At 57.6% G+C, this 21,338-nt stretch carries 18 protein-coding genes; 11 read left to right on the top strand and 7 right to left on the bottom strand.

The window, feature by feature from the left end; translation table 11 throughout:
- The first annotated feature begins 70 nt into the window (after positions 1 to 70).
- From JQ845_RS06325 to JQ845_RS06295, 7 genes are all read left to right on the top strand, one after another.
- Positions 71 to 1,807 (top strand): cation:proton antiporter, encoded by a 1,737-nt coding sequence (locus JQ845_RS06325; protein ID WP_203008773.1) that lies wholly within the window; start codon positions 71 to 73, stop codon positions 1,805 to 1,807.
- A 141-nt stretch (positions 1,808 to 1,948) separates the two neighbouring features.
- Positions 1,949 to 2,263 carry an ElaB/YgaM/YqjD family protein gene (locus JQ845_RS06320; RefSeq protein ID WP_003446596.1) on the top strand — a complete coding sequence of 105 codons (315 nt, stop codon included), beginning with the start codon at positions 1,949 to 1,951 and terminating at the stop codon, positions 2,261 to 2,263.
- A gap of 1 nt (position 2,264) precedes the next feature.
- Positions 2,265 to 2,642 (top strand): phage holin family protein, encoded by a 378-nt coding sequence (locus tag JQ845_RS06315; RefSeq protein ID WP_003446595.1) that lies wholly within the window; start codon positions 2,265 to 2,267, stop codon positions 2,640 to 2,642.
- Positions 2,639 to 2,983 (top strand): hypothetical protein, encoded by a 345-nt coding sequence (locus JQ845_RS06310; protein WP_003446593.1) that lies wholly within the window; start codon positions 2,639 to 2,641, stop codon positions 2,981 to 2,983. Before JQ845_RS06315 ends, JQ845_RS06310 begins: the two co-directional genes overlap by 4 nt.
- Before the next feature lie 149 nt (positions 2,984 to 3,132).
- Positions 3,133 to 4,464: a deoxyguanosinetriphosphate triphosphohydrolase gene (locus JQ845_RS06305; RefSeq protein WP_003446591.1), complete on the top strand. Its 1,332-nt coding sequence runs from the start codon at positions 3,133 to 3,135 to the stop codon at positions 4,462 to 4,464.
- 370 nt (positions 4,465 to 4,834) lie between these two features.
- A complete protein-coding gene (locus tag JQ845_RS06300; RefSeq protein WP_003446589.1) occupies positions 4,835 to 5,461 on the top strand; it encodes a response regulator transcription factor in 627 nt (208 codons plus the stop codon).
- A gap of 8 nt (positions 5,462 to 5,469) precedes the next feature.
- Positions 5,470 to 9,090, top strand: coding sequence for a transporter substrate-binding domain-containing protein (locus JQ845_RS06295; RefSeq protein ID WP_203008772.1), 3,621 nt, complete (start codon positions 5,470 to 5,472; stop codon positions 9,088 to 9,090).
- 172 nt (positions 9,091 to 9,262) lie between these two features.
- Here the strand turns inward: JQ845_RS06295 and JQ845_RS06290 are convergent, their stop codons facing one another.
- Positions 9,263 to 9,745: a GAF domain-containing protein gene (locus JQ845_RS06290; RefSeq protein ID WP_010656826.1), complete on the bottom strand. Its 483-nt coding sequence runs from the start codon at positions 9,743 to 9,745 to the stop codon at positions 9,263 to 9,265.
- Complete coding sequence (locus JQ845_RS06285) at positions 9,738 to 10,631, bottom strand: ATP-binding protein (RefSeq protein ID WP_003446582.1); 894 nt, start codon at positions 10,629 to 10,631, stop codon at positions 9,738 to 9,740. The genes JQ845_RS06290 and JQ845_RS06285 overlap by 8 nt, the downstream gene beginning before the upstream one ends.
- 175 nt (positions 10,632 to 10,806) lie before the next feature.
- On the opposite strand from JQ845_RS06285, the gene JQ845_RS06280 reads away from it, so the two are divergent.
- A complete protein-coding gene (locus JQ845_RS06280) occupies positions 10,807 to 13,122 on the top strand; it encodes a response regulator (protein ID WP_003446580.1) in 2,316 nt (771 codons plus the stop codon).
- 64 nt (positions 13,123 to 13,186) lie between these two features.
- On the opposite strand, the gene JQ845_RS06275 is transcribed toward JQ845_RS06280, so the two are convergent.
- Together JQ845_RS06275 and msrB are read right to left on the bottom strand one after the other, a co-directional pair.
- On the bottom strand, positions 13,187 to 13,669 hold the full coding sequence (locus tag JQ845_RS06275) for a glutathione peroxidase (RefSeq protein ID WP_010656828.1): 483 nt from the start codon (positions 13,667 to 13,669) through the stop codon (positions 13,187 to 13,189).
- A 22-nt stretch (positions 13,670 to 13,691) separates the two neighbouring features.
- Positions 13,692 to 14,087 carry a peptide-methionine (R)-S-oxide reductase MsrB gene (gene msrB, locus JQ845_RS06270; RefSeq protein WP_003446577.1) on the bottom strand — a complete coding sequence of 132 codons (396 nt, stop codon included), beginning with the start codon at positions 14,085 to 14,087 and terminating at the stop codon, positions 13,692 to 13,694.
- Between the two features lie 210 nt (positions 14,088 to 14,297).
- Here msrB and JQ845_RS06265 point away from each other — a divergent pair, with 210 nt between their 5' ends.
- Both JQ845_RS06265 and htpX read left to right on the top strand, forming a co-directional pair.
- A complete protein-coding gene (locus tag JQ845_RS06265) occupies positions 14,298 to 15,509 on the top strand; it encodes a pyridoxal phosphate-dependent aminotransferase (protein ID WP_003446576.1) in 1,212 nt (403 codons plus the stop codon).
- A 315-nt stretch (positions 15,510 to 15,824) separates the two neighbouring features.
- Positions 15,825 to 16,712 carry a protease HtpX gene (htpX, locus tag JQ845_RS06260; RefSeq protein WP_003446575.1) on the top strand — a complete coding sequence of 296 codons (888 nt, stop codon included), beginning with the start codon at positions 15,825 to 15,827 and terminating at the stop codon, positions 16,710 to 16,712.
- Between the two features lie 55 nt (positions 16,713 to 16,767).
- Here the strand turns inward: htpX and JQ845_RS06255 are convergent, their stop codons facing one another.
- On the bottom strand, positions 16,768 to 17,427 hold the full coding sequence (locus tag JQ845_RS06255; protein ID WP_202210372.1) for a thiopurine S-methyltransferase: 660 nt from the start codon (positions 17,425 to 17,427) through the stop codon (positions 16,768 to 16,770).
- A gap of 100 nt (positions 17,428 to 17,527) precedes the next feature.
- On the opposite strand from JQ845_RS06255, the gene JQ845_RS06250 reads away from it, so the two are divergent.
- Positions 17,528 to 18,295 (top strand): DODA-type extradiol aromatic ring-opening family dioxygenase, encoded by a 768-nt coding sequence (locus tag JQ845_RS06250; protein WP_203008771.1) that lies wholly within the window; start codon positions 17,528 to 17,530, stop codon positions 18,293 to 18,295.
- Positions 18,296 to 18,410: 115 nt separating this feature from the next.
- Here the strand turns inward: JQ845_RS06250 and JQ845_RS06245 are convergent, their stop codons facing one another.
- A complete protein-coding gene (locus JQ845_RS06245) occupies positions 18,411 to 20,084 on the bottom strand; it encodes a DEAD/DEAH box helicase (RefSeq protein ID WP_003446572.1) in 1,674 nt (557 codons plus the stop codon).
- Between the two features lie 370 nt (positions 20,085 to 20,454).
- Entirely contained in the window at positions 20,455 to 21,210 is a 756-nt protein-coding gene (locus tag JQ845_RS06240) for a spermidine synthase (protein ID WP_127195833.1), read from the bottom strand.
- Positions 21,211 to 21,338: the final 128 nt, after the last annotated feature.

Genomic DNA, 21,338 nt, shown 5'->3' with positions numbered 1-21,338 from the left:
ATCAGCGCCGGCACTGCTCGTTTGCTGGATGCTCGCGACTTTTTTACTCGAACTGACAAGGAAGACTTTCGTGTTCGCCAATTTGTTAATCATCCTTGCCTCATCCCTGGTGGTGATCGCGCTGTTCCGGCGCCTGCAACTACCCCCCGTGCTGGGTTATTTATCTGTCGGCCTGCTGGTGGGCCCGACGGCACTGGACTGGGTCAATGACAGCCCGGACCTGCCTGATCTGGCAGAGTTGGGGGTGGTGTTTTTATTGTTCTCGCTGGGGCTGGAGTTCTCACTGCCCAAGATGCTCAAGTTGCGCCGCGTGGTGTTTGGCCTGGGCAGCCTGCAGGTACTGGTGAGCACCGCGGCTCTGGGCGGCTTGCTGTATGCGTTCGGGATGAGCGCCAACACAGCATTCTTGCTGGGCGCAGGCCTCTCTCTGTCATCCACGGCCATCGTGAGCAAGGAACTGACCAGCCTGGGCGAAATTTTCAGTCGCCACGGGCAAAACGCCATTGGCGTGCTGCTGTTTCAGGATGTGGTCGCGGTGCTGTTGTTGACCTTGGTACCGGTATTTGCCGGCAGCAGCGACCAGGCCTGGTATTGGGCATTGCCGGTCACCTTGGGCAAAACCGTTATTTTGTTTGTTGGCCTGCTGTTTGCCAGTCGCTTCGTGCTGCCGCGCCTGTTTCACGAAGTTGCTGCTTCCCGATCGGCCGAACTGTTCGTGCTGCTGGCACTGGTGATCGTATTACTGACCGCCTGGCTGACCCACCTGCTCGGTTTGTCGCCTGCGCTGGGGGCCTTCCTGGCCGGCATGCTGCTGGGGGAAAGCCACTACCGGCATCAGATTGAAGCCGACATCCGGCCATTCCGCGACATCTTGCTGGGGCTGTTCTTCGTCAGTATCGGCATGCTGATCGATCTGCAACTGTTCGTTCACGACGGCTTTCTGATTCTCGGCCTGACCCTGGCCTTGATGCTGATCAAAGGCATTGTCGTCGCGACCCTGGTCAAGCTGCGCGGCAGCGATGGCGAAACGGCCTGGCGCAGTGGCCTGGCGCTGGCCCAGGGCGGTGAGTTCTGCTTTGCCCTGATGGCCCAGATGCAACTCAACTCGCTGATCCCGCCAGATATCGCCGCTTACCTGCTGGCCGCCACTTTCTGTTCGATGCTGCTGACTCCCCTGCTGCTGCGGGCCGCACCTAAAATTGCCGCGGCCCTGCACCGCACGTCCAATGAAGAAGCCGAGCTGGAACAAATCGCCGCGCAAAGTGCCGAGCTGCATGGCCATGTGGTGATGTGCGGTTACGGTCGTGTTGGCCAGTCCATCGGGCGTTTTCTGCGCAACGAGAACAAACACTTCGTGGCTCTGGACTACGACCCGGAGCGGATTCAGGAAGCGGCCAAAGGAAACAGCAGCGTGCACTACGGCGATGCCCGTCGGGGTGATTTGCTGCGCGCTATCGGCCTGGACCGGGCACGCCTGCTGGTTATCGCGGTGGATAGCACGGACGTGGCCATGAGCGTGCTCGAGGAGGCCCGGCTCATTACCCTGGACGTGCCCATTCTGGTCAGAACCCGCGACGACAGTAAGCTCGCCGAGCTCAAGGCCGCCGGGGCAACTGAAGTGGTACCTGAATTGCTGGAGTCGAGCCTGATGCTCGCCTCCCATGCCCTGATCATGCTGGGGCTGTCAGAAAAAACCGTACAGCGCCGGGTGGATGAAGTGCGGCATAACCGCTATCACTTGCTTGAAGGCTGCTTTGAAAGTACAGAGCCGCGGGAAGGGTCTGGTTTCCCCCGCGAAAATGAATAAATTGAGGTAAGGTTTTAAATCGCTCAGCGGGATATCTCTGGCATTCAGGTTGGGCAATCCCACAAGGTGTCAGAGAAATGCAGTGAACCTTCACCGAATGCCTACACTCGAACCATCAACAAGCCACTAACGGAGTTACCCATGGCCCGCATAAAAGCAAAGAATGCTCAAGAAATCCTGTTGGCCGATTTCCAGGCCCTGGTCAACGACACGGAAAGATTGCTGGAGCACTCTGCGACTCTGGCCGGCGACGGCGCTGAGGAAGTACGCGCCAAAATCCAGGACAGCCTGCTCAAGGCCCGCGAATCGCTTGCTGATACCAAGGAGTCGTTACAGGAGCGTGGCCAGGCTGCCGTAGTGGCCACCGAAGATTATGTTCAGTCCAACCCTTGGCAGTCCGTTGGCATCGCGGCGGGCGTGGGCTTTCTGATTGGCCTGCTGGCCACCCGGCGCTGATATGACAACTGAAGAATCCGGCTCCTCCCGTTCCACACCGCGGCGCTTGGGTGCCGCGGTTCTGGGTCTGTTGCATAGCCATGTCGAGTTGCTGGGCATCGAACTGCAAGAGCAGAAAGCGCGCACGGTCAGCCTGTTGTTATTTGCCGGGCTGGCACTGGTGTTCGCCCTGTTGTTGCTGATCGGTCTGTCGGCGCTGGTGTTGATATTGCTCTGGGACAGTTATCGCCTGAGCGGCATTATCGGGCTCTGCGTGTTTTATGCGCTGGCGGCGGCGTTCTGCGGCGTGCGCCTTAAAGCGGCGGTGTTCGATGAGTCTTCTCCTTTCAACGCCACGCTGGAAGAGCTGGCCAAAGACCGTGAGCGATTGATGCCATGAGCCATCCTGAAATGCCACAAAACGCCTCACGGCGCGAGATGCGCAAACTGTTGATCCGTCTGCGCATGGAAATGCACCGCCAGGAGATTCGTCACGAATCGCAACAACTGCTGCAACCACTGCAAAAAGTGCGCGGCATGGCCAGCAACTGGCAAGAAAACCTGGGGATAAAGCACGGCTCGCTGTGGGCCGTGGGGCTTGTCAGCGTACTCGGCTTTCTGACGGGCAGAAGTGCAAAAAGCAAAGGCAGCGATGGAACATCACGCTGGATCGGGCTGACCACAGGCCTGTTGCCACTGATCAAAATGGTCATCCAGGCAGCCTCGTCGCGCAAGCCTTGACGGGCCATGTGCAGGAGCGGGCTTGCCTCGTTCCTGCACATGGGGGCAACACCGATAATGCCCTGGACATGCATGGAACCATCTGCGGCTTGCACCATCCTGTGTGAAGCGAGAAGCTGGGGCCTCAGTCACTGACGGAGCACAGCGCCTTGGATTGGCAAACCCTGCTTAACCGCGAACGCCTCGGAAAACCCCACCACAGCCCCGAAGAACTCGGGCGCAGCCCTTTCCATAAAGACCATGACCGGATCATATTTTCTGGCGCATTCCGTCGTTTGGGACGCAAAACCCAGGTCCATCCGGTCAACAGTAACGATCATATCCATACCCGCCTCACCCACTCACTTGAAGTCAGTTGCGTGGGACGCTCACTGGGTATGCGGGTTGGTGAAACGATCCGTAGCGCGCTGCCCGAATGGTGCGATCCGGCCGACCTGGGCATGGTCGTTCAGTCCGCCTGTCTGGCCCATGACATTGGTAACCCGCCCTTTGGCCACTCGGGTGAAGACGCCATTCGCAACTGGTTTCAACAGGCAGCAGACCGGGGCTGGCTGAACGACATGAGCGATGCCGAGCGCAATGATTTCCTGAGTTTTGAAGGTAATGCGCAAGGCTTCAGGGTGCTTACGCAACTTGAATACCACCAGTTCGATGGCGGTACCCGCCTGACCTACGCCACCCTTGGCACCTTCCTCAAATACCCCTGGACCGCACGCCATGCGGACGCTTTGGGCTACAAGAAGCACAAGTTCGGCTGCTATCAAAGTGAACTGCACCTGCTCGAAAACATTGCCCACAAGCTCGGCCTGCCACAAATCGAAGACCAGCGCTGGGCGCGGCATCCGCTGGTGTACCTGATGGAGGCGGCCGATGACATCTGCTACGCACTGATCGACCTTGAAGATGGCCTGGAGATGGATCTTCTGCAGTATGACGAAGTTGAATCCTTGTTACTGGGGCTGGTGGGCGATGACCTGCCGCAAACCTATCGCCTGCTCGGCCCCCAGGACTCCCAACGGCGCAAGCTGGCGATTCTGCGCGGCAAAGCCATCGAGCACCTGACCAACGCTGCTGCACTGGCATTCGTTGAGCAGCAAGAACAACTGCTGGCCGGCACCCTGCCCGGGGATCTGGTGGAGCACATGCACGGTCCGGCCAAGCGCTGTGTACTGGATGCCAAGGACATGGCGCGCAAGAAGATCTTCCAGGACAAACGCAAAACCCTGCATGAAATCGGCGCCTACACCACGCTCGAAATTCTGCTGAACGCCTTTTGTGGCGCAGCACTGGAGCAGTATGGCGGACGAACCCCGTCGTTCAAGAGTCGCCGGATCCTCGACCTGCTGGGGAATAACGCCCCCCATCCGCAATGGCCGTTGCATCGTGCGTTTATGCGGATCATCGACTTTATTGCCGGGATGACCGATAGCTATGCCACCGAGATGGCCCGGGAAATGACCGGGCGCTCCAGCCCGACCTGACCACGGCCCGCCCTTGTAAAAAGGGCGGGCCGCCGTGTTTCCGGCCTGTGCCGAGCTGAATCAAACGCGGACACTTGTCGCCACCCGGAACTCCCACCCCCCTTCAACTACCCCTGTATAAAAACAGAAAAAAACTGTAGGAAAATTCACTTTACACAAAAGAAAATTCGATAAAACCCAGACGCTATTTCAAGTAAAGCTTTGACTGCCTCGCTCACCTTCTCCAACTTTCTAAGTAAACCCTTAACCCCTGCCTTATTTAATGTAGGACTATTCCCATACTACCCTTACTGGCCTACCCAATCGTATATCACTCCATATAACTAAGCTAAGGTGCGCCTATTCTATACCGTACTTTGTGGGGTTTTTTATGAACACCGTATTCATTGTTGACGACCATCCTGTGATCCGACTTGCCATCCGCATGCTGTTAGAGCATGAGGGTTATGAAATAGTCGGGGAAACCGATAATGGTGTAGATGCAATGCAGATGATCCGCGAGTCCATGCCGGACCTGGTCATTCTCGATATCAGCATTCCAAAGCTCGATGGTCTTGAAGTGCTGGCGCGCTTCAACACAATGAACACACGGGTTAAAACCCTGGTTTTGACGGCCCAGCCCCCTGCACTTTTTGCCATGCGCTGCATGCATTCAGGTGCAGCCGGGTATGTATGCAAACAAGAAGACCTGAGCGAACTTGTCAGTGCCATTAAAGCTGTATTTTCCGGCTACCACTACTTCCCCGGCCAGGCATTGAGTTCAGAAAAGTACGAAAACGGTGACTCATCCGAAATGCAACTGTTCAAACTTGTCAACGACCGCGAACTCATGGTCCTGAAACTCTTTGCCCAGGGAAAAACAAACAAGCAAATAGCCACAGACATGTTTCTTAGTAACAAGACCGTGAGCACTTACAAAAAACGGCTCATGCAAAAACTGCAAGTCAGCTCAATGATCAACCTTATCGAAATGGCTAAACGCAACGCTTTGGTATGAAGAACTCAATGCCCTCATGGTTAAACAAGTACTTGTCATTGATCGCAGGCCTGCTCCTGGATACCCTCCTGTTCAGCGCCACAGCCCGGGCAGAGAGCCATGTGCTGCTCAGCCGTTCCGGAACCTACCCCATGGTGGTTGCTCTGGATCAACAGCAGCGCTCCTGGCTCCAGGGCAAGCGCGAGTTACGGGTCGGCAGTTCGGCCCCTGACTATCCACCGTTCGACCTCACCGCCAGTGCCCGGGACTATGAAGGCCTGACCGCCGATTACCTGGGAATTCTGGCCAGTGCCCTTGACCTCCCCATCAAAGTCCAGCGATTCAACTCCAGACTCGCAGCCATCAAGGCACTTGAAGAAGGCAGCATCGACCTGCTTGGTACTTCAAACGGCTTTGAAGCCGACAACCCGCAACTGCTGCTGTCCACTCCCTATGCAATTGACCAGCCGGTCCTGGTGACCCGCGAGGGAGACAGCCGCTCTCTGCCCCGGGACCTTGCCGGTTTGCGCCTGAGCCTGGTGCACCACTACCTGCCTCTGGATGAGGTCAAGGCGCTCTACCCCAAGGCCATCATCCATTCCTACCCGTCCACTCAGAACGCCATCAACTCGGTGGCTTTCGGGCAGACAGATGTATTTCTGGGGGACACGGTCTCGGCGCATTACATGATCAGCAAGGGTCATCTGAAGAACATTAAAATGGCCAACTTCGGCAAGCCGCAACCCCATGGCTTCAGCTTTGCCGTACACCGGGACAATCGGCAACTGCTGGAGATGATCAACACTACCCTGCAAGCCGTGCCCGGCAGTGAGCGCGATAGTATTGCCAGGCGCTGGAACGCCGGCAGCAATAGTTTGCTGGCCAGTCAAAAACTGCAACTGACCGAGCGCGAAGAGCAGTGGCTGAGCCAGCACCCGGTAGTCAAAGTGGTGGTCAATGAAACCCTGGCGCCGCTGACATTTTTTGACCCGGACGGAAACTTCAGAGGCATTACTGCCGACTTGCTGGAGATCGTTCGCCTGCGTACCGGGCTGACTTTCGAGATACAGCGTGCACGCAGCTTCGGGACCATGATCCAGATGATCAACAGGCATGAAACCGACATCATTGCCGCCATCAGCCCCTCTGCTTCCCGAGAAAGCTCGCTGAGTTTCAGTCGGCCCTATTTTGAGAACTCATTCGTGTTGCTCACCGCAAAGGGTTCCGGCAAACCTGCAAGTCTTGATCAACTGGCAGGCAAAAAACTGGCCCTGCCCCTGGGCAACCCCCTGACTGACTATTTGCGTACCGAGCATCCGCAAATAGTTCTGGTCAACACCGATGACATTTATCAGGCAACCGAACTCCTGGCCGCGGGAAAAGTACAGGGGGCGGTCAACTCGCTGGCCATTGCCAACTACTGGCTGTCTTCAAAATTGCTCCACAACCGGTTGCAGATCAGCGCCTCCCTGGGAACCCGGCCCGCCACGTTTTCCCTGGCCACCTCCAGGGATGCTACAGAACTGGGCTCTATCCTCAACAAGGCATTGCTCGGCATTGCGCCCGAAGAACTGGGCATTATCCACAGCCGCTGGGGTGGGCATGCCCCGGCGCCGGAGAGCTACTGGCACCCTTACCATCGCCTGATTTACCAGATCATCATTGGCGCCAGCCTTTTGCTGTTGCTGTTGCTGATCTGGAACGCCTGCATGCGCCGGCAGATCCGGCAACGGAAAATGACCGAGCAGGCACTCAGTGATCAGTTCGAGTTCCTGAGGGTTCTGGTCAATGGCACGCCACATCCGATTTATATGCAAGATCGCGACGGGGTTCTGCGAACCTGCAATGACAGCTACCTGGACGCTTTTTCAACCCGGCGCGAAGAGGCCATCGGACAAACGCTGATGCAAACCTGCAGCCTTATGCGTGATGAACACGAAGCCCATGATTATCAGGCCGACTGTCTGCGGGTCATGACGGAAGGCACCCCGCTTATCGTCGACCGGCCACTGCAGGCAGGCGATAAAACCCTCACCATCTACCACTGGATTCTTCCCTATCGCGATGCCCTGGGCGAAGTGCAGGGCATCATCGGCGGCTGGATCGACATCAGCGATCGCCGCCAGCTGCTGGAGGAACTGCGCACCGCCAAAGACCTGGCCGAAGACGCCAACCGGGCCAAAAGCACATTTCTGGCAACCATGAGCCATGAGATCCGCACCCCGATGAATGCAGTCATCGGCATGCTTGAGCTGACCTTGAAACGCGCTGACCAGGGTCATCTCGACCGCCCCTCAATAGAGGTCGCCTATCATTCGGCCAAAGACCTGCTGGAGTTGATCGGCGACATTCTCGATATCGCCCGCATCGAATCCGGTCGAATGAGCCTGACTCCAGAGCGGGTCAATCTGCGGGATCTGGCCAGCTCGGTGATCCGGGTATTTGACGGCCTGGCCAGACAGAAATCCCTGCACCTGTCACTGACTTTCAAACCCGAAGGCCGGGCGCCTGATGTCATGATCGATCCGCTGCGCTTCAAGCAAATCATGACCAATCTGATCAGCAACGCCATCAAGTTCACCGAGCGCGGCCAGGTAAACCTCGAACTGCACTTGCTGGCGAGCGACACCCCGCACCATGTTGATCTGCAGTTGCGGGTCCGGGACACCGGCATCGGTATCAGCCAACAGGATCAGGAGCGCCTGTTCGAGCCCTTCGCCCAGGGGCAAAACAACGCAAAACTGGCAATCAACGGCACCGGCCTGGGTCTGGTGATCTGTCGTAGTTTGTGCGAAATGATGGGCGGTACCCTGAGCCTGAGCAGTCAGCCCAACGTAGGCACGCAAATTCAAATAACCCTCAGGTTGCCTGCGCTGGAACCCTGCACGCCGCCCACCGCCGAAGAATCGCAAATCCACCCCGCTACCACCCAGCTCAATGTACTGGTGGTGGACGACCACCCTGCCAATCGCCTGTTGCTGTGCCAGCAACTGGGATTTCTGGGGCATCGCTTTACCAGTGAAAAAAACGGAGCTGACGGGTTAAAAGCCTGGAAACAATCGAGGTTTGATCTGGTTATCGCTGACTGCAACATGCCGGTCATGAACGGCTACGATTTGACCCGGGCGATTCGTCAGCATGAGCAGGCATCCCGACACAGCCGCTGTACGGTTCTGGGCTTCACCGCCAATGCCCAGCCCGAAGAGCGACTGCGTTGCAAGCAGGCCGGGATGGACGATTGTTTGTTCAAACCCATCAGCCTGAGACTGTTGGGTCAACGCCTGGCCGCGATCGAACCCGCAGCCCCATCCGCGAGGGCACCCAATCTCAATATTGAGAGCTTTTACGCACTGTCAGGACAGGACAACGCGCGAATCAGAATGCTGCTCGAAGAGCTGCTGCGCAGCAATCGGCAGGATCTCAAGACACTGCTTGAACTGCGCGTCGACAACGGCCTGCAACCTTTTTTCGTCATCGCACACCGGATCAAGGGCGCAGCGCGCATTGTGAGTGCCGACATCCTGATCAAACGCTGCGATGCGCTGGAGCAAGCCAGCCTTGCAACTCTGGAGTCTCGCCGTAGTGCCGTGCAACAGGCCATGGAAGCACTGGAGGTAACATTGATCAACGAACTGGCCAAACACGCCTGAATGCACCCACCCTGCCGGCACCTGAGCCGAACGTCACCGCGGCCCCACGTGAATCCCCAGTGGGCCCGCGGTTTGGGCGCGAGCATGTTGCTATACGCCTGGCCGTGCGTGGAGCCGCTACAGCCTGACCAGCCCGAGTCGAAGCACCACGACCCCTAACAATCAGGAGCTATCAGCACTCACTCAAACGCAGGAAGATCGCAGCCAGTGCCTCAATACCTTGCTGATCCTGCTCGGAAAACCGGCCGACGCTCGGGCTGTCCAGATCCAGCACGCCGATCAGGCGCCCGTCCTTGATCAAAGGCACCACCAGTTCGCTGTTGGAAGCACTGTCACAGGCAATATGCCCCGGGAAAGCATGTACATCCTCAACCCGCTGGGTCTGTCTGCTAGCCGCAGCGGCGCCACAGACGCCCCGGCCAAAAGGAATGCGGACACACGCGATCTGCCCCTGAAAAGGCCCCAGCACCAGCTCTTCATTACGATTAAGGTAAAAACCGGCCCAGTTCAGGTCATCTAATTGATGGTACAAAAAAGCCGAAAACTGCGCGGCGTTGGCAATAAAATCGCGCTCATCCGCCAGCAAGGACTCCAACTGGGCCCGCAGCAAACCATAGCCATCCAGACCGGCGCCTGTGGCATTCAAATCAATCATTGTTTTGCTCCAGCAATTTCAATCCAACCCAGTAACGTGCAAATTGATAAGCACACCGGCCATTACGGTTGCCACGCCCGGTCGCCCAGCGCACGGCCAGAATATCCAGCGCTTCGTCACGCTGCCACTTCAGACCGGCCTTGCCGGCCAGTACCTCAATCCAGTGCTCGACCACGTTGAGGAAGTGCTCCTGGGTAAACGGGTAGAACGACAACCACAGGCCGAAGCGATCAGACAATGCAATCTTGTCCTCCACCGCTTCGCTGGGATGAAGCTCACCATCGACGTTCTTCCAGTTTTCGTTGTCGCTTTCTTTTTCGGACACCAAATGCCGGCGGTTCGAGGTGGCATACAGCAAGACGTTGTCCGGGGCTTGCTCCAGCGAGCCGTCGAGCACACTTTTCAGAACCCGGAAATCGCCTTCACCGGCGTCGAAAGACAGGTCATCGCAAAACAGGATAAAACGCTGCTTTTGACCCTGTAACTGCTCCACCACTCGTGGCAGATCGGCCAGGTGATCACGTTCGATTTCAATCAAGCGCAACCCGGACTGCGCGTACTCGGCCAGCAAGGCCCGAATAATCGAAGACTTGCCCGTGCCGCGCGAGCCCCACAGCAACGCATGGTTGGCCGGAAAGCCATCGAGAAATTGTTTAGTATTGCGGCCCAGTTGATCGCGCTGGGTATCAACTCCGATCAGATCCGTAAGACGCATCTCAAGACTGACTTGCAGCGGCATCAGATAACCCGAACGGCCTTCGCGTTGCCAGCGGGCTGCCAGGCAGTCGCCCCACTCAATCGGCTCGCGCTGCGCAGGCAGCAACGGCTCAAGACGCGCAAGGACCGCTTCAGCCCGCTCTAGAAAGGCATACAGTTTAGAATCCACAACATCTCCTCAGACTGATACACAGTGATAGCGCATTGACATGGACCGCGCGCAGCGCCTGTCCATGAGGTGATTGATACAACCTGCCTGTAAATACTGCAGCTATACCTGCCTGTTAACCGACTAATCGATTATTCTTGCCCGCCGAAGGGAAATGGAATCAGGTGCTGCACCCATGGACATAAAACTTACCCATCGCCTGTCTTACAAACAGGCCAGGCTGACAGTGCTGGTCGGCTTTGTCCTGGGGACAATGCTCAGTCTGCTGCAAATCGGTATGGATTATGCCAGTGAAAACGCAGCCATCAATCGTGAAATCGAATCCCTCCTGGATATCAGCCATAACCCGGCCTCACGTATTGCCTACAACCTGGACTCAGAACTCGCACAAGAGCTAGTGATGGGCCTGATGCGCGCGCCGGCCATTACCGGGGTGCAAATCAGCGATAACGACAAAAATATGCTGGCCAATGGCCGCGAGCAGCCCGATAACGGCCGCTACCGGGCATTGAGTGATTTCCTGTTCGGCTCCATGCGCACCTTCGACGATCGCCTGTACTTCAACCACTTGCCCGAGCAAAGCGTGGGGGTGCTTCACCTTGAGGTGGATACCTACCCGTTTGGCAGTCGATTCCTGCACCGTGCCGAGCTCACACTGCTCAGTGGTTTTGCCAGAAGCCTGCTGCTGACCTTTATTCTGCTGGGACTGTTTTATGTGATGCTGACCAAGCCGCTGGTACGGGTTATTGGCGAGCTCAGCAGAAGCAAACCCGGTAATCCCAAGCCATCGCGCATCGAGTGTCCGCGCGGACATGAAGACGACGAAATCGGTGTATTGGTCAACGCTGCCAATCAGCAATTTGACGCCGTAGCCCGGGAAATCGAGCAGCGGCGCAATGCAGAAAATCGCCTGACCGAGTATTCGTCCCAGCTTGAAGACATGGTCAAGGCCCGCACCCGGGAACTTGAAGCAATCAATTCGCGCCTCAGTCAATCCAATCAAGAACTGGAGGCAGCCCGCAGCACGGCACTGAAAATGGCTCAGGCGCGGTCGGCGTTTCTGGCCAACATGAGCCACGAAATACGCACGCCCCTCAATGGCCTGCTGGGCATGCTGGAACTGTGTCTGGACAGCCCGCTGAACGCCGAGCAACTGCAGCAGCTTTCAATAGCCCACGACTCGGGCAAGGTTCTGGTCGAACTGCTGAACGACATTCTCGACCTGTCAAAATTCGACGCCGGGAAACTGGAACTTGAACATATTGCTTTCGATCTCGGCACCCTGACCGAAGACACCGCCAACCTGCTGTCTCAGAACGCGGCGCCCAGCGTAGAGCTGACCTGCCTGATTGATCCGCACTTCCCGGCATTGGTGATGGGGGATCCAACCCGGGTGCGTCAGATTGTCAGCAACCTGCTGTCCAATGCCCTCAAGTTCACCCGGTTCGGGCGCGTTGATGTACGCCTTAGCGCGCACAACGACCAGGTACGGATCGAGGTGCGTGACACGGGCATCGGCATCGCCCACGAAGCGCAGACCCGCATATTCAAACCCTTTACCCAGGCCGGGGCCGGTATTACCCGCCAGTTTGGCGGTACCGGCCTGGGCCTGGCATTGACCCGCAGCCTGTGTGAAGTCATGCACGGCCGACTGACCATCAGCTCGCAAATCGGTTTCGGCAGCCAGTTCTGTGCCGAGCTGCCTCTGCCCTGCCACACTCCCGCCATCAAGCCCATGCCCTTGTCTGGCCGGGTAATTGCCGTGAGCCCTGCGGGCAGCGGTCTGACTGAACTATTGAGCAGTTTTTTGCCTTTATGGGGCCTGGATTACCAGCGTTACTCGCTCGACGACTCACTGGCGGGCGCTAATCCGGACCTGCTGATTACGGACTGCCCAGAGTGCCTGTTCGGCCTGCGCCCCACCATCAGCACCCCGATTTTACTGGTCACCGCCTATGGCAACTTCATGCCCGGCGACCAGGTCAACGCCCTGGCTCCCCTGCAACAAAAAGCCCGGCCTTTATCACGGCACGCGCTGTATCAGACCTTGCAGCAGTTGCTGCAAAAAGAAGGCGGCAACCACCCGAGCACTCACTCCAGAAGATCCTTCGTTCTGCACCGCGCTCAAGTGCTGCTGGTTGAGGACAACCCGGTCAACCAGCTGGTGGCCAAGGGTATGCTCGGCAAACTTGGCTGTGACGTGGTGATTGCGGCCCATGGTGGTGAGGCGCTGAGCCAGCTGGAGCGCAACAACTTCGATCTGGTACTGATGGACTGCAACATGCCCGTCATGGATGGTTACGAAGCCACCCGGCAAATTCGTCAGAGTGGCCGCTGGCCAGAGCTGCCAATTGTCGCCCTGACTGCCAATGCCATGCCCGAAGAGCGTGAGCGCTGCCGCGCGGCGGGGATGAACGACTACTTGGCCAAACCCTTCCGCCGCGAAGAGCTCGAAGCCCTGCTCGACACCTGGGTGCCGCTGAAAACCTGAGCAGTGCAGTAGCAGGCGCTACGCTGAACCGTGGCAAGAGTCGCGGGCGTGAGGCTGTGGCGGCTTATTGCAGCAGCGCTTCAATATCCGCCCTGAGTGCCTCGGGTTTGGTGGTCGGGGCGTAACGCTTGACGCTGCCGTCCGGGCCAATCAAGAACTTGGTGAAGTTCCACTTGATCCTTTCGGTCCCCAGCAGTCCTGGCGCCGTTTTTTTAAGCGCTGCAAACAATGGGTGCGCCTGACTGCCATTGACCTCGATCTTCTTGAACAGCGGGAAGGTCACCCCGAAGTTCAGCTCACAAAACTCGGCAATGGCGGCGGCGTCACCGGGTTCCTGCTTGCCGAACTGATTACAGGGGAAACCGAGAATCACCAACCCTTGATCCCTGTATTGCTGCCACAAGGCTTCAAGCCCTTTGTACTGCGGGGTGAATCCGCACTTGCTGGCGGTATTGACCACCAGCACTGCCTTGCCCGGGAAGTCCGCCAGAGTCTTTTGCTCGCCACTGAGGGTGGTGCAGGGAATATTGAGCAGGTTGCCAGTCATGACGGCGTCTCTCCAGCAAAGGTCAGGCGCGAGGAACCAGGTCCAGGCATACCGAGTTGATGCAATAACGCAGTCCGGTCGGCGGCGGACCATCCGGAAAAACATGCCCCAGGTGGGCCTCGCACTTGGAGCAGACCACTTCGGTGCGCACCATGCCGTGACTCGCATCACGGATCTCGATCATCGCGCTGTCGCCAATCGGTTGATAAAAGCTTGGCCAGCCGCAACCCGAATCGAACTTGGCGCTGGAATCGAACAGCGGCTGATTGCAGCAAACACAGTGATAGACGCCATCGGTTTTGGTGGCGTTGTATTTGCCCGAAAATGGCCGTTCGGTGCCTTTGAGACGGCACACGTTGTATTGCTCGGGGTCGAGCATGGCCTTCCATTCGTCCAGTGTTTTGTTCAACTTTTCCATGGTTCTGCCTCTGTCGCTGAAAAACCCTGCCCGGTGGCTTTTCCAGGGGTCGGGTGGCACGTATGATTGCGCCTCGTAATGCGCCAGTCTGGCACCCGCTCTATCTGCATTCAAACGGATTCTTGAAGCAATGCGGTGTTTGCAAGGCAGGATTAGCCAGGGCCGGGATTTCACACGGCCTGGATCGTTCATTTTCAGGATCACATCGCCATGCAGGTCAGCAAATCAAACAAGCTCGCCAACGTCTGCTATGACATTCGCGGCCCAGTGCTCAAGCACGCCAAACGACTGGAAGAGGAAGGCCATCGCATCCTCAAGCTGAATATCGGCAACCCGGCGCCCTTTGGTTTTGAAGCGCCGGACGAAATCCTTCAGGACGTGATCCGCAATCTGCCGACCGCGCAAGGTTATAGCGACTCCAAAGGCCTGTTCAGCGCGCGCAAGGCGGTAATGCAGTACTACCAGCAGAAACAGGTAGAAGGCGTCGGCATTGAAGACGTCTATCTGGGCAACGGCGTATCCGAGCTGATCGTGATGTCGCTGCAAGCGCTGCTCAACAACGGCGACGAAGTTCTGGTGCCGGCACCCGACTACCCGCTGTGGACCGCTGCCGTAACCCTTGCCGGCGGTCACCCGGTGCATTACCTGTGTGACGAGCAAGCCAACTGGTGGCCTGACCTGGCTGACATCAAAGCCAAGATCACCCCCAACACCAAAGCCATGGTCATCATCAACCCGAACAACCCGACGGGCGCGGTGTATTCCAAGGAAGTACTGCTGGGCATGCTGGAACTGGCCCGCCAGCACAACCTGGTGGTGTTCTCGGATGAGATTTACGACAAGATCCTGTACGACGATGCCGTGCACATTTGCACCGCTTCGCTGGCACCGGACCTGCTGTGCCTGACCTTCAACGGCTTGTCCAAGTCGTACCGGGTGGCGGGCTTCCGCTCAGGCTGGATCGCCATCTCCGGCCCCAAGCACAATGCACAAAGCTACATCGAAGGCATCGACATGCTGGCCAACATGCGCCTGTGCGCCAACGTGCCCAGCCAGCATGCGATCCAGACCGCACTGGGCGGCTACCAGAGCATCAATGATCTGGTCTTGCCCAACGGCCGCTTGCTGGAGCAACGTAACCGCACCTGGGAACTGCTCAATGACATCCCCGGCGTCAGTTGCGTGAAACCTATGGGCGCGCTGTATGCATTCCCCCGCATCGATCCAAAAGTATGCCCGATCCTGAACGACGAGAAATTCGTCCTGGATCTGCTGCTCTCGGAAAAATTGCTGGTGGTTCAAGGCACCGCATTCAACTGGCCATGGCCGGACCATTTCCGCGTCGTGACCTTGCCGCGGGTCGATGAACTGGATATGGCTATTGGTCGAATCGGTAATTTCTTGAAGACCTACCGTCAGTAACCCCTTCACATGCTGTGCGATCAAGGAAATATCGCACAGCATGTGTCGAGTAAAACTTTCTTCACCTACTCTTCCCTGCTGCCCTTCTACGCAGCCTTTTTCACTTCAAAAAAATGCTTGTACCCAAGGTTTGCTGGGCTCTGATCGAATTTGTGCGCTTAAAAAAAGTCATTCCGGATCAGGAAATGACTGGTTTGTTACTAAAATCAAGCCGTAGGACACAGTTTGAAATAGTCGCCCGGTTGAATAGCCTGTGGCAGCACCTTATATACCCGCATACGGCAATACCTTTAAGTCGAGGAGATTCTTTAAACCATGATGCGCATTCTGCTGTTTTTGGCCACTAACCTGGCGGTCGTGCTGATTGCCAGCATTACCTTGAGCCTGTTCGGCTTTGACGGGTTCATGGCGGCCAACGGGGTTGATCTGAACCTCAGTCAGCTGTTGGTATTCTGTGCGGTCTTTGGTTTTGCAGGGTCCTTGTTCTCGCTCTTCATCTCCAAATGGATGGCGAAGATGAGCACCAGCACCCAGGTGATTACCCAGCCTCGTACCCGCCATGAACAATGGCTGATGCAAACCGTTGAGCAACTGTCCCGCGAAGCAGGGATCAAGATGCCTGAAGTGGGTATTTTCCCGGCATACGAGGCCAACGCCTTTGCCACTGGCTGGAATAAAAACGACGCGCTGGTCGCGGTCAGCCAGGGTTTGCTGGAACGCTTTTCACCCGATGAAGTAAAAGCCGTACTGGCCCACGAAATCGGCCACGTCGCCAATGGCGACATGGTGACCCTGGCATTGGTGCAGGGCGTGGTGAACACCTTCGTCATGTTCTTCGCCCGTATCATCGGTAACTTTGTCGACAAAGTGGTATTCAAGAACGACGAAGGTCGCGGCATTGCCTACTACGTCGCGACCATCTTCGCTGAACTGGTACTGGGCTTCCTTGCCAGCGCCATCGTCATGTGGTTCTCGCGCAAGCGTGAATTCCGGGCAGACGAAGCCGGTGCACAACTGGCAGGCACGGCGGCCATGATCAGTGCCCTGCAGCGCCTTCGCTCCGAGCAGGGACTGCCGGTACACATGCCTGACACCATGGCGGCTTTTGGCATTAACGGCGGCCTCAAGCAAGGCCTGGCGCGGATGTTCATGAGCCATCCGCCACTGGAAGAACGTATCGATGCTCTGCGTCGTCGCGGCTGACAGCACGGCAATACGAAAAAGGGCGACTTGAGTCGCCCTTTTTTGTGCCCGCCATTCAAGCGTTCTTGCGTAGCCGGTAGACCCGCTCCACCAGACGGGTAACACCGGCCTTGAGAAACTTGCCGTTCTGCTCCAGAACATCGGACTGCTCGATAACCTGCAAGTCCCAGGCAGGCACCAGCAATTGCTGAATCTCGACATCCGGCACCGAGAACGGCGGCCCCTGCATTTCTCCCTGGGGATAATCGAGGCTGATCAGCAGTCCCTCGCAGCCCCGGGGCAGGATTTGCGTCAGATGCCGGGCATAGGCCTCACGCATTTCAGCCGGCAAGGCAATGATCGCCGCACGGTCATACAACCCCGCACACTCAGCCACGTCTGCCGCACTCAAGGCAAAGAAGTCGCCACACCAGAGAGTCACCGGGCCAGCCTCGTACACCTTGAAGCCGCCTTGCTGCCTGATCTGTGGCGTGACCCTCTGCTCGCTGAAAAACTGCTCCACGGCCGTTTGCGACAGCTCTACACCCAGAACCTCGAAACCACTGGCCGCCAGCCAGTTCAAATCCAGGCTTTTACCGCACAAAGGCACCAGCACCCGGGCGCCCCGGGGCAATTCAAGCCGGGGCCACAGCCGCTGCAGGTAGGAATTGACTTGCTCCTGATGGAAACCGATCTGATTACGCTGCCAGCGGTCGTGCCAAAATTCGGGCTGCATGATTCACCTTTAAATTCGATCAATAAGCACTAAAACTTATATTGGATTTAGATCAATACCAGGTTGAAGATGGTTCATCTTAACCCTGAGGACCCCTGCCATGCTGCCCAGCCTGTTTATCTCCCACGGCTCTCCCATGCTGGCACTCGAGCCTGGTGCCAGCGGCCCGGCACTCAAACGTCTGGCAGCCGGACTCCCCCGCCCCAAAGCCATTGTTCTGGTGTCTGCACACTGGGAAACCAGCGACCTGAGGGTAGCCAGCCACCCTGCGCCCGAAACATGGCATGACTTCGGTGGTTTCCCGCCTGAACTGTATGCCGTGCAATACCCGGCCCCCGGCGACCCCGCCCTGGCCGCACGCATTGTTGAACTGCTCGCCGGGCACGGCCTGCCTGCCCGGCTGGACGCCCAGCGGCCCTTTGACCATGGCGCCTGGGTGCCGCTGTCGTTGATGTACCCGCAGGCCGATATTCCCGTGGTTCAGGTTTCATTGCCCGGTCAGCCCGGGCCAGGGGGCCTGACTGAAATCGGCCGCGCACTGGCAACCTTGCGCAGCGAAGGCATCCTGATCATTGGCTCGGGCAGCATCACCCACAACCTGCGCGAGCTGGACTGGCACGCGGGCCCGGAAAGCATAAAGCCCTGGGCCCAATCCTTTCGCGACTGGATGATCGAAAAACTTGCCGCCGATGACCAACCGGCCCTGCACCAGTACCGGCAACTGGCGCCTTTTGCCGCCAAAAATCATCCCAGTGACGAACATCTTCTGCCGCTGTACTTCGCCCGCGGCGCAGGCGGCTCCTTCAGCATTGCCCACCAGGGCTGGACGCTGGGCGCACTGGGGATGGATATTTACCGGTTCGGGTGAGGCCACGCACACCCGCCCATAGAGTTTTATGTCGCCCGCGCCTCAATTTGCAGGCAAAAAAAATCCCCGAACCAGTCGGGGATTTTTTTAGCGATCAATCACAGCCAGGCAGTGATTAATCTTCGCGGTAGCGACGCAGCTTGAGCTGCTTGCCGGCAACGCGGGTGTCTTTGAGCTTGGCCAGCAAGCTTTCCAGACCAACTTCCGGCAGTTCTACCAGGCTGAAGCTGTCACGCACCTGGATGCGACCGATTGCTTCACGTGCCAGACCACCCTCGTTGAGGATAGCGCCCAGCAGGTTCTTGGCAGCGATACCGTCACGCGCACCCAGCGCAGTACGGCAACGGGCACGACCTTCGGCCAATGGAACCGGAGCACGACGCTCACGATCACCACGATCCGGACGGTCGCCAGTACGCTCGGACGAACGCTCACGCGGTGCGCTGTTCGGCACCAGTGGACGGTCGCGCTCGATCGCAGCCAAAGTCAGAGCCTGACCGTTGGTAGCTTTGCGCAACAGGGCAGCGGCCAGAGCACGCGGGCTGCAACCGATATCGGCAATCAGGCGATCCAGCAGATCACCGTGGGTCGATTCAGCGTCAGCAACCAGTGGCGTCAGGCTGTTGGTCAACTTCTTGATGCGGGCATCGAGAACAGCTTGAGCATCCGGCAGGCGGACTTCAGCAACCTTTTGACCGGTTACACGCTCGATCACTTGCAGCATGCGGCGCTCACGCGGAGTTACCAGCAACAGCGCGCGACCTTCGCGACCTGCACGGCCAGTACGGCCGATACGGTGAACGTAGGACTCTGGATCGTAAGGCATGTCAACGTTGAACACGTGAGTGATACGTGGAACATCAAGACCACGAGCCGCTACGTCGGTCGCTACAACGATGTCCAGACGGCCATCCTTGAGGGATTCGATAACGCGCTCACGTTGGTTCTGAGCAATGTCACCGTTCAGCGCAGCAGCTTTATAGCCTTTGGCTTCCAGGGCACTTGCCAGATCCAGGGTCGCTTGCTTGGTACGTACGAACATGATCAGGGCGTCGAAATCTTCGACTTCCAGCAGGCTCAATACAGCCGAGGTCTTCTGGTCAGCGTGAACCAACAGGTGAGCCTGTTCGATCGCGGTAACGGTCTGAGTCTTGGTCTGGATTTTTACGTGTTGCGGATCGCGCAGATGGCGTTCGGCAATGGCACGGATCGACTGCGGCAGGGTAGCCGAGAACAATACGGTCTGACGGGTAGCAGGCAAAGCCTTGAAGATCGCTTCAAGGTCATCCATGAAGCCCAGCTTGAGCATTTCGTCAGCTTCGTCGAGAACCAGGTGGTTCACGGTTGCCAATACTTTTTCGTCACGACGCAAGTGGTCGCACAGACGGCCCGGAGTGGCGACAACAATCTGTGCGCCATTACGGATTGCTTTCAGTTGTGGACCCATAGGGGCGCCGCCGTAAACGGCCACAACGGTAACGCCAGGCATTTGCTTGGCATAAGTTTCGAAAGCGGTTGCTACTTGCAGCGCCAACTCACGGGTTGGCGCCAGGATCAGGGCTTGCGGCTCGCGCTTAGCAGGATCGATGCGATGCAGGATCGGCAGGGCGAACGCGGCGGTTTTACCCGTACCGGTTTGCGCCTGACCAATCATGTCGTGACCGGCCATAATGATCGGGATCGATTGCTGCTGAATAGCCGAAGGTTCTTCGTAGCCAGTCGCAATGACAGCTGCAAGAATGTTCGGATTAAGATTAAAAGCGGCGAAGCCGCCGGTTTCCTGGGTCATGGGTCTGCCTCTAAGTGCATCCGCAAAGACCCATGCTCCAAAGCTGCGCATGCCGTGTAAGACTCAAGAGTCGCCCTGGCTGCTTTGTCGGCGGGGATTTGCGAAAACGTTAAATGAATGGAGCGTTCAGGGTTGTCCGCGAAACGGACGAGCAGCCGAAGCGTGCTTCGGGAAATGCGACACCTAAACGTGGCCCGGCTAAAGGCCGGCGCGCACTATACCGGATTTATCAAAAAAAAGAAGTGTTTTTTTAAGACCAACTCGTCTGTATGCCTCTGCATACCGGGCTTTGGCAATATTTTCGCCTTTGTGAAATCCCCTGGCGCCTGCCCCTTCTGGGGCAAACGCTAAAACGTTTCATCGCCGGGCCTCAGGTGGCCGGGCGAATCGCCTTGATCAGCGAGTCCAGTGAGTAGCCCAGACGCGGAGCCAGGGCCTGGGCCCGGGCGGTGAGCGCGTCGATATCCAGAGTCTGATCCAGATCGGACGGCACCAGCAGGATGACGTTGCCCTCCTTCACCGGCAGCTCCCAATAATGGCGGTGATACAAACCGCGCAGCAAGGCGGCCCCCAGTGGCTTGCCGTCATCGGTCGCCCATTGATTGATCACCAGCCAGCCATTGGCGGACAGTTTTTTCTGACAGTCTTCAAGAAACTTCCAGGCCAGGTGACCGGTAGCCGGCCCCAGATCGTTGTAGAGGTCGACGAAAACCAGGTCCGCAGGCTCCGCGCTGTCCAGCAGCTCCAGGGCATCTCCGATGCGGATATACAGCCGCGGGTCATCGTCCAGCCCCAGGTATTCAATGGCCAGGCGCGGTACATCCGGTCGTAGCTCGATGGCTTCAACATCTTCAAGGGGCAAAAACTTGAGACAGGCCTGGGTCAGGGTTCCGGCGCCAAGCCCCAGAAACAGCGCGCTTTCAGGCGCCTCATGACACAACGCGCCGATCAGCATGGCGCGGGTGTAGTCGTATTCCAGCCAGCTGGGGTCAGCGGTAAAAACACAGCTTTGCTCGATCGCATCGCCAAACTCGAGGAAGCGGTAGTCGGCTACCTCCAGTACCCGAATCATGCCGAAGTCATCATGAACTTCAGCGAGCAGACGCTCAACGCGCTCCTCAGACATTTCCTCTCCTTGCCGCGTCCCGGCACAACCCGGGCATCGCTCTAAAAAACAACCACTCGGCGCCGAGCAGAAAGCGCCGATTGTCGGCCATTGCGGCGCAACAGGTCACGCACTAATTGCTGCTAACA

Origin of the sequence: Pseudomonas paraversuta, assembly GCF_904063065.1 — a bacterium.
GTDB lineage: Bacteria > Pseudomonadota > Gammaproteobacteria > Pseudomonadales > Pseudomonadaceae > Aquipseudomonas > Aquipseudomonas paraversuta.
The sequence above is the reverse complement of the archived record's forward strand: the minus strand, read 5'-3'. Positions and strand labels throughout refer to the sequence as shown.